The organism is Streptomyces sp. SID5785 (assembly GCF_009870065.1).
Classification (GTDB): domain Bacteria; phylum Actinomycetota; class Actinomycetes; order Streptomycetales; family Streptomycetaceae; genus Streptomyces.
The window spans coordinates 1-2265 of record NZ_WWIA01000090.1; the positions used below are offsets into that span (position 1 = coordinate 1).

At 74.3% G+C, this 2265-nt stretch carries 1 protein-coding gene and 1 tRNA gene; both read left to right on the forward strand.

The annotated features are described in order from the left end of the window. Nucleotides 1-283 precede the first annotated feature (283 nt). Nucleotides 284-2098 (forward strand): tetratricopeptide repeat protein, encoded by a 1815-nt coding sequence (locus GTW43_RS02895; protein WP_161299976.1) that lies wholly within the window; start codon nt 284-286, stop codon nt 2096-2098. An 89-nt stretch (nt 2099-2187) separates the two neighbouring features. Further along, nucleotides 2188-2261: transfer RNA gene (locus GTW43_RS02900), tRNA-Met, on the forward strand. Nucleotides 2262-2265: the final 4 nt, after the last annotated feature.

Below are 2265 nucleotides of genomic sequence, written 5' to 3' on the forward strand. Positions count from 1 at the left end.
GTAGCTCGCTGGGCTCATAACCCAGAGGTCGCAGGTTCAAATCCTGTCCCCGCTACTGATGATCGAAGGCTCGGAAGCAACAGCTTCCGGGCCTTCGGTGCGTCACAGCCCAGGACGTCAAGAGCCGCTGGCATGTGCGAAGAATGTGCGAAGGCTGCGTCGTCCGGGGCTAGTTGAGGAAATTGTGTTTCACTTATCTCTCTGTGGGCATGTCGACAAAACGCTGAAGTGACCTCACGGGCTGCGGTATTCCAGGTGTACCCAGGTTGCAGGTGGTGCGACGATGGACGTTATGGGGGACAAGGCAACTCTGTTGGAGACAGGGCGGTTTGTGCAGCCTTCCGGCCCCGAGGACATGGGGGAGCCGGCCGAGGCCGCGGAAGAAGCACGCCGACGGCTGGCCGCGGAGGCCGGCGACGTCGAGGCGATGAGCGTCCTCGGCGCTATGCTGCTGCGCCGCGGCGACCTCGACGGGGCCGAGCCCCTGCTGCGGGGCGCCACCGGCGAGGGCGACCGCGCCGCCGCCAATAATCTGGGCGTCCTCCTCCACCAGCGCGGCTACGCGGACGAGGCCGCCGGATGGTGGCGCATCGCCGCCGTCGCCGGCTCCGCCCCGGCCGCGCACGCCCTGGGCCGCCACCACCGCGAGCGCGGCGACGAGCCCGCCGCCGAGTACTGGCTGCGCCAGTCCGCCGAGCAGGGCCACACCCTCGGTGCGTACGCACTGGCCGACCTCCTGGAGCACCGCAGCGACGTGGGCGCCGAGCGCTGGATGCGCGTCGCCGCCGAGCACGGTCACCGCGAGGCCGCCTACCGGCTCGCGCGCGCTCTGGACCGCAAGGGCGCGGCCGGGCCGCTCGGCGCCGAGGAGGAGAGCAGCCCCGCCGCCGAGGCCGAGCAGTGGTACCGGCAGGCCGCCGCGCGCGGACACCGCAGGGCCGCGCTCCAGCTGGGCTCCATCCTCGAGAAGCGCGGCGACCTCAAGGAGGCCGGCCGCTGGTACCTGACCTCGGCGAAGGACGGCGAGCCGCGCGCGGCCTGCGCCCTCGCCTTCCTGCTGCGCGACGCGGGCGACGAGGAGAGCGCGGCCGTGTGGTGGCTGCGTGCCGCCCAGGACGGCGACGGGAACGCGGCGAACGCGCTGGGCGCCCTGCACGCCCAGCGCGGCGAGACGCAGACCGCCGAGCGCTGGTACCGCGCGGCCATGGACGCGGGCGACAACAACGGCGCGTACAACCTGGGCCTGCTGTGCGCCGAGCAGAAGCGCGTCCAGCAGGCCGAGAGCTGGTACCGCCGCGCCGCCTACGCGGGCCACCGCGAGGCGGCCAACGCGCTCGCGGTGCTGCTCCTCCAGCACGGCGACGCCACCGGCGCCGAGCCCTGGTTCTCCAAGGCCGCCGAGGCCGGCAGCGTCGACGCGGCCTTCAACCTGGGCATCCTCTACGCGGGTCGCACCGGCGAGGAGGCCGAGGCCAAGGCCCTCGAGTGGTACGAGCGCGCGGCCTCGGGAGGGCACACCGAGGCCGCGCTCCAGGTCGGCATCGCCCGGCTGCGCGAGGGCGACGAGCGAGCCGCGGAGCGGAACCTGCGGTGTGCGGCGGGCGGCGGCAGCGCCGAGGCCGCGTACCGGCTCGCCTCCCTGCTCGACGTGCGGCGTCCGCCCGAGGCCCGGCACGAGCTCGGCGAGCCCGTCGTCCGGCGCAGCGAGTGCGAGGAGTGGTACGAGCGGGCCGCCGAGCACGGACACCGGCGCGCCCAGGTGCGGGTCGGCATGCTCGCCGCCGCGCGCGGGGACGTCGTGGAGGCGGCGCGCTGGTACCGCGAGGCGGCCGAGGCCGGCTCGCGCAACGGCGCGTTCAACCTCGGCCTGCTCCTCGCGCGCGAGGGCAGCGAGCCGGAGGCGGCCCTGTGGTGGCGCCGGGCGGCCGACGCGGGGCACGGCCGGGCCGCGCTACGCCTCGCCCTGCTGCACACGCGCCGCGGCGACCTCGTGGAGGGCCAGAAGTGGGCGTCCCGCGCCGTGGAGCTCGGTCCTGCGGAGGTCGCCGAGCGGGCCGCCCGGCTGCGCGACGCCCTGCGCCAGGAGCTGTCCGCGTAGGCGGCGCAGGGCCTGCTCGGGCCTGCTCCTGGGCGACGCGGAAGGAATTTGCGCTGGTCGGGGGCTTCCCGTAAGGTGGTGTTCACCGACGCGGGGTGGAGCAGCTCGGTAGCTCGCTGGGCTCATAACCCAGAGGTCGCAGGTTCAAATCCTGTCCCCGCTACTGA

What these genes read in the sequence shown, in the direction of transcription:
- GTW43_RS02895 (WP_161299976.1), top strand. Translation starts at nt 284, where the DNA reads ATGGACGTTATGGGGGACAAGGCAACTCTGTTGGAGACAGGGCGGTTT.